The organism is Clavibacter sp. MX14-G9D, assembly GCF_032917815.1.
Lineage (GTDB): Bacteria > Actinomycetota > Actinomycetes > Actinomycetales > Microbacteriaceae > Clavibacter > Clavibacter michiganensis_K.
Genome location: NZ_JAVCVL010000176.1, coordinates 1 through 5,848 on the forward strand (window position 1 = coordinate 1; position 5,848 = coordinate 5,848).

The 5,848-nt window shown below is 76.8% G+C and carries 4 protein-coding genes; 2 read left to right on the forward strand and 2 right to left on the reverse strand.

The genetic code is table 11. The annotated features are described in order from the left end of the window. Both Q6969_RS12335 and Q6969_RS12340 read left to right on the forward strand, forming a co-directional pair. Positions 1–614 (forward strand): XdhC family protein (locus Q6969_RS12335; RefSeq protein WP_317230703.1); only part of this gene is annotated, 614 nt, incomplete at its 5' end. Beyond that, complete coding sequence (locus Q6969_RS12340; RefSeq protein WP_317230704.1) at positions 611–1,900, forward strand: APC family permease; 1,290 nt, start codon at positions 611–613, stop codon at positions 1,898–1,900. The genes Q6969_RS12335 and Q6969_RS12340, both read left to right, overlap by 4 nt. Before the next feature lie 49 nt (positions 1,901–1,949). Here Q6969_RS12340 and Q6969_RS12345 read toward each other — a convergent pair whose 3' ends face one another. Next, positions 1,950–4,829 (reverse strand): molybdopterin cofactor-binding domain-containing protein, encoded by a 2,880-nt coding sequence (locus tag Q6969_RS12345; RefSeq protein ID WP_317230705.1) that lies wholly within the window; start codon positions 4,827–4,829, stop codon positions 1,950–1,952. Continuing rightward, a complete protein-coding gene (locus tag Q6969_RS12350) occupies positions 4,826–5,692 on the reverse strand; it encodes an FAD binding domain-containing protein (RefSeq protein WP_317230706.1) in 867 nt (288 codons plus the stop codon). Before Q6969_RS12350 ends, Q6969_RS12345 begins: the two co-directional genes overlap by 4 nt. Between the last annotated feature and the right edge of the window lie 156 nt (positions 5,693–5,848).

The window sequence follows — 5,848 nt, forward strand, 5'->3', positions numbered from 1 at the left end:
GCGCGGAGCTCGCCGCCCGCCTCGCCGCCGGCCGCTCGGGCACGACCGCGGTGGACTGCGCCGACGGACCCGCGCGCGTGCTGCACCTCGTGGCCGCCGCCCCGCCCCGGCTGCTCGTCTTCGGGGCCGTCGACTTCTCCGCCGCGCTCGCCGACGCGGCCGTGCTCCTCGGCTACCGGGTCACCGTGTGCGACGCGCGGCCCGCGTTCGCCACGCACGCCCGGTTCCCGTCGGCGCACGAGGTCGTCGCCGAGTGGCCCGACGAGTACCTGGCCCGCACCGAGGTCGACGCGCGCACGGTCATCTGCGTCCTCACCCACGACGACCGGTTCGACGTCCCGCTCCTCGTCGCCGCGCTCCGCCTGCCGGTGGCGTTCGTGGGGGCGATGGGATCCCGCGCCACCCACGAGCGCCGCCGCGCGCGGCTCGTGGAGGAGGGCCTCACCGAGACGGAGCTCGCGCGCCTCCGCTCGCCCATCGGGCTCGACCTCGGCGCGAGCACGCCGCAGGAGACCGCCGTCTCCATCCTCGCCGAGGTGCTCGCCGCGCGCGCCGGCACCGCGGGCGCGCCGCTCACGACCACGCGCGGGCCGATCCACGGGGAGGGCGCATGACCGCCGCATCCGCAGCAGCAGCCTCGGGTCAGCCGGGTCTCGCCCGCCGCCTCGGCCTCCTCGACGCCACCGTGCTCGGCCTCGGCGCGATGATCGGCGCGGGGATCTTCGCGGTCATGCCCGCCGCCGCGCGCGCCGCGGGCGGGGGCCTCGTCGCGGGCCTCGCGATCGCCGCAGTGGTCGCCCTCTGCAACGCCACCGCGTCCGCCCAGCTGGCGGCCCGCTACCCGTCCTCCGGCGGCTCGTACCTGTACGGGCGGGAGCGGCTGGGGGAGTGGCCGGGCTTCCTCGCGGGCTGGTCCTTCGTCATCGGCAAGACGGCGAGCTGCGCCGCCATGGCCCTCACGTTCGCCGCGTACGCGGTGCCGGCGGCGTGGCAGCGGCCGGTCGCGGCGCTCGCCGTGGTGGCCCTCGCGATCGTCGGCTGCCTCGGCGTCACCCGGACGGCCCGGCTGGCGCGCGCGATCATCGCGGTCGTCCTCGCGGTCCTCGCGCTCGTGCTCGTGGCGGGCCTCGTCGCGGGCGGCCCGGGGGCGGCACCCGGATCCACCGCCGGCGCCGTCGACACGACGCCCTACGGGGTCCTGCAGTCGGCCGGCCTGCTGTTCTTCGCCTTCGCGGGCTACGCGCGCATCGCCACCATGGGGGAGGAGGTGCGCGATCCCGCCCGCACCATCCCGCGCGCGATCCTGCTCGCCCTCGGCGGCGCGCTCGTCGTCTACGCGCTCGTCGCCGTGACCCTGCTCGGGGTGCTCGGGGAGGCGCGGCTCACGGGATCCACCGCGCCGCTCACCGACGTGGTGCGCGCGGCCGGCTGGGCGTGGGCGGTCCCGGTCGTCGGCGTCGGCGCGGCCGCCGCGTGCCTCGGGGCGCTGCTCGCGCTCCTCGCGGGGATCGGGCGGACGTCCCTCGCGATGGCGCGCGAGGGCGACCTGCCGCGCGGGCTCGCGGTCGTGCACCCGCGGTACCGGGTGCCGCAGCGCGCGGAGGTCGCGGTGGCGGTGGTCGTCGTGGCGCTCGTGCTGACGGTCGACCTCCGCGGCGTCGTCGGGTTCTCGTCCTTCGGAGTGCTGCTGTACTACGTGGTCGCCAACGCGTCCGCGCTCACGCAGACCGGCGCCGACCGGCGGTACCCGCGCGTCCTGCAGGTGCTCGGCATCGTCGGCTGCGCGGTGCTCGTGGCGACCCTGCCCGGACCGTCGATCCTCACGGGCGCCGCCGTGCTCCTCGTGGGGGCGGTGGGCCGGCTGGCCGTGGTCACCCGACGGCGCCCGGCCGCGCGCTGACCGTCATCCGGGCGGTCCCCCCTCCGGTGCATCCCGGCGCTGACCCGCGTCAGGACTCCCGCGTCCCCCGCTCCCCGAGCGTCGTCGGGCTGTCGAAGGCCGGCTGCGGTCCGCCGCCGTGCAGCATCCGCCAGACCCGGTCGCGCGACATCGGCAGCTCGTGCGGCCGGACCCCCACGGCGTCGCGCACCGCGTTCGCGAGCGCGGGGGCGACCGGGTTGTAGGGCGCCTCGCTCATCGACTTCGCGCCGTGCGGCCCCAGGTCGTCGTGCGTGTCGGCGAACAGCACCTCGGTCACGGGCAGGTCGGCCAGCTGGGGGATGTGATAGTTCCGCAGCACGTCCGTGAGGATCCGGCCCTCGCCGTCGTGCACGACCTCCTCGTAGAGCGCCGTCCCGATCGCCTGCGCGGTGCCGCCCTCGACCTGTCCGCGCAGCTGCGCGGGGTTCAGGACGGTGCCCGCGTCCACCGCCTGCACGGACCGGAGGATGCGCACCTCGCCGGTCGCCGGGTCCACCGCGACGCGGAACGCGTGGACGTTGAACGCGAGGGAGCGGAGCGCGCCGTCCTCGCGCGCCTGGGCCGACAGGCCGTCCGGGCCCGCCAGGTCCGCGACGGCGACGGCGACGCCGCCGGGGGCCACGAGCGCGTCCGGCGTGAGGGCGAACGCGGAGGCCGCGAGCCCCGTGCGCGCCGCCGCCCGCTCGCGGAGCAGGTCCGCGAGCGCGGTCGCGGCCACGTGCACGGCCTTGCCCGCCACGACCGTGCCGGCGGAGCCGAACGCGCCCGTGTCGTAGCCCGTCGCGTCGGTGTCCGACTGGCGGATCCGGATCCGGTCGGGCGTGGTGCCGAGCGCCGTGGCGGCCAGCTGCGCGTGCACGGTGGTGGTGCCGTTGCCGAACTCGGCCGTGCCGACCGACACCGTGACGATGCCGTCGGCCCGGATGCCCACGTGCACCTCCGCGAAGTGCCCGCGCGGCGGCATGGTCGCGATCATCGCGGCCGCCATGCCCTCGCCCACGAGCCAGCGGTCCCCGTCGGGCACCGGATCCCCGCCGCCGTCGCGGAGCGCCGCCTCGGCCAGGTCGAGGCACTGGTCGAGCCCGTAGCTGCCGCCGAACCCGAGGTCGGGCCCCTCCGCCTCGGTGATGATGAGCGGGTCGCCCGGCACGACGGCGTTCCGGCGCCGGATCTCGAAGCCCGAGATGCCGAGGCGCCGTGCGAGCTCGTCGAGGGCGGACTCGACGGCGAAGATCACCTGCCCGAGGCCGTAGCCGCGGAAGGCGCCCGACGGCAGGTTGTTCGTGTAGACGCTCTGCGCGTCCACGCGCTTCGCGGGCACGCGGTACAGGCTGATCGACTCGTTGCAGCCGTGGTACATCACGCCCGGCCCGTGGTTGCCGTACGCGCCGGTGTCGGAGAGCACGTCCACGGCGAGCGCCGTCAGGACGCCGTCGGACGTGGCGCCGACCGTGACGCCCACCCGCATGGGGTGCCGCGACGGCGAGAGGGTGAACTCGTCGGAGCGCGTGAACTCCAGCTGCACCGGGCGTCCCGTGGCGAGCACCGCGAGGGTGACGACGTCCTCGGTGAGGATCTCCTGCTTGCCGCCGAACCCGCCGCCCACGCGCGCCGTGAAGACGCGCACGTCCTCCGGCGCGAGCTCGAACAGGCGGCAGATCTCGCGCTGCACGAGGAAGGGCACCTGGGAGCTCGTGCGGAGGACGAGGCGCCCCTCCTCCATCCAGCCGATCGTCGCGTGCGTCTCCAGGTGCGTGTGCGCGACGCGCTGCGTGGACCACGTGCCGGACACCACCTCGTCGGCCGCGGCGATTCCCCGCGCCACGTCCCCGTGCTCGCCGTGCATCTCCGCGACGACGTTCCGGAGCGGGTCGGCGAGACGGGAGACGGCGGGGTCCTTGTCGCCGTGCACGAGGGGCGCGCCGGGCCGCCGGGCGCGGTCGGGATCGAGCACCGCGGGGAGCAGCTCGTAGTCGACGCGCACCAGGCGCACCGCGGCCTCCGCGATCCCGACGCTGTCGGCGACCACGGCCGCGACGCGCTGCCCGCGGAACCGCACGACGTCGTCGAGCACGCGGCTGTCGTCCGGGTCGTCGAAGCGGTCCTCGTGCCGGGCGGACGAGTACAGCGTGGCGGGGGAGTCGTGGTGCGTGAGCACCGCGTGCACGCCGGGCAGCGCGAGGGCCGCCGTGGCGTCGATGGCGCGGATGCGGGCATGCGGGTGCGGGCTCCGCACGAGGCTCACGTGCAGCAGCCCCGGGACCTGGACGTCGAGCGTGTACGGCTCGAGCCCGCTGACCACGCGCTCGCTCGCGGGGGCACGGAGCGAGGTGCCGACGCGGCCCGTCTGGGCCCGCTCGTCCTTGGTCGCGTCCGTCGCGACGGGATGCGCGGCGCTCGCCGCGGGCCCGGTCGCCCGCACCGGCCCCAGCCCCTCGGGGCGCGTCCCGCAGCCGTCGCCGTGCGCGTGGTCCGGTCCGCCGTGCTCCCCGCGGATCGCCTCGTCGATGGCCCGGTACCCCGTGCACCGGCACAGGCTGCTCTTCATCAGGCGCGGCAGGTCGTCGAGCTCCTCCTCGCCGAACGTCGACGCCGTCACGACCATCCCGGGGGTGCAGAACCCGCATTGGAACCCCGCCGCCGCCACGAACCGCTGCTGCACGGGATGCAGGTCGCCCGGCGTCCCGAGGCCCGCCGCCGTCGTGACCGCACGGCCCTCCGCGCGGAACGCGGGGAGGATGCAGGAGTGCACGGCCTCGCCGTCGAGGAGCACCGTGCACGCGCCGCAGTCGCCCGAGTCGCAGCCCTTCTTGACGCTGAGCACCTCGTGCTCCCGGAGCCAGGTGCGCAGGCTCTGGCCGGGTGCCGGGTCCCCGGCGATCTCGCGGCCGTCCACGGTCATGCTCACGGGTGCGCTCCTGCCGTCGTCGTGGTCGCGGGATCCGTCGGGTCGCCGCCCAGCTCCCGGCGGACCTCCTCCGCGAGCAGCGCGCTCACCGCCCGACGCCAGTCCGCGGCCCCGTGCGCGTCGGTGAACCAGGACCCGATCGCGCGCACGTCGTCGGCGAGCGCGGCGGCGGTGGGCAGGGCGTCGTAGCGCAGCTGCTCGGGCCGGAGCGTCGCGCCCGTCACCGTCACCGTGACGGACCCGTCCTCGTCGAGCCGGCCGATCACGACCGAGCCCGACCGGCCGAGGGGCGACAGCGCGATCCTCCGGAACGCCGTGCGGGCGCGCAACGACGACGTCGGCACGTGGATCGAGCGGAGCACGTCGCCCGGCCGGAGCGCCGTGGTCCGGTCGCCCGTCACGAGCTCCGCCACGGGCATCCGCTCGTCGTGCGCGGGCGTGGGGCCGACCGCCGCGCGCCACACGAGCGCCCGGGCGTCGAGGGCCGCCGCGAGGGCGGTCATGGGTCCCGCCGGCAGCGCCGAGCAGATGTTCCCGCCGACGGTCGCCACGCGCCAGATCTTCGTGGAGCCGAAGAGCGCGGTGCAGGCCTGCCGGAACAGCGGGTGCGCGGCCCAGCCCTCCGCGGGCGCGATGGCGGCGACCTCCGCGATGGTGCAGGTCGCCGCGATCTCGAGGCCCGCGTCGCTCACGACGAGCGCCGGCCAGCCGAGCGCCTGCAGGTCCACCAGCCCGGTGAGGTGCGGGTGCGGCTCGGCGAAGATGCCGGATCCGCCCGCCAGCGCCGCCACGGACGGCCCGAGCGCGACCAGGTCCTCGCGCGTCCGGGCGGGCACGACGGAGCGGACGGTGGGCTGGTCCATGGGTCTCCTCCCGGGCGTCCCGCTCGACGGCCGCGGCCCGTCCCGGGGCGCGGTCGTGCGGGGACGTGTGAGAGCGATCCTCGCATCCGCCGCCGTGCCCCCGCGCCGCCGCCCTCCGCCGCCGCCTCCGCCGCCGCCTCCGCCGACGCCTCCACC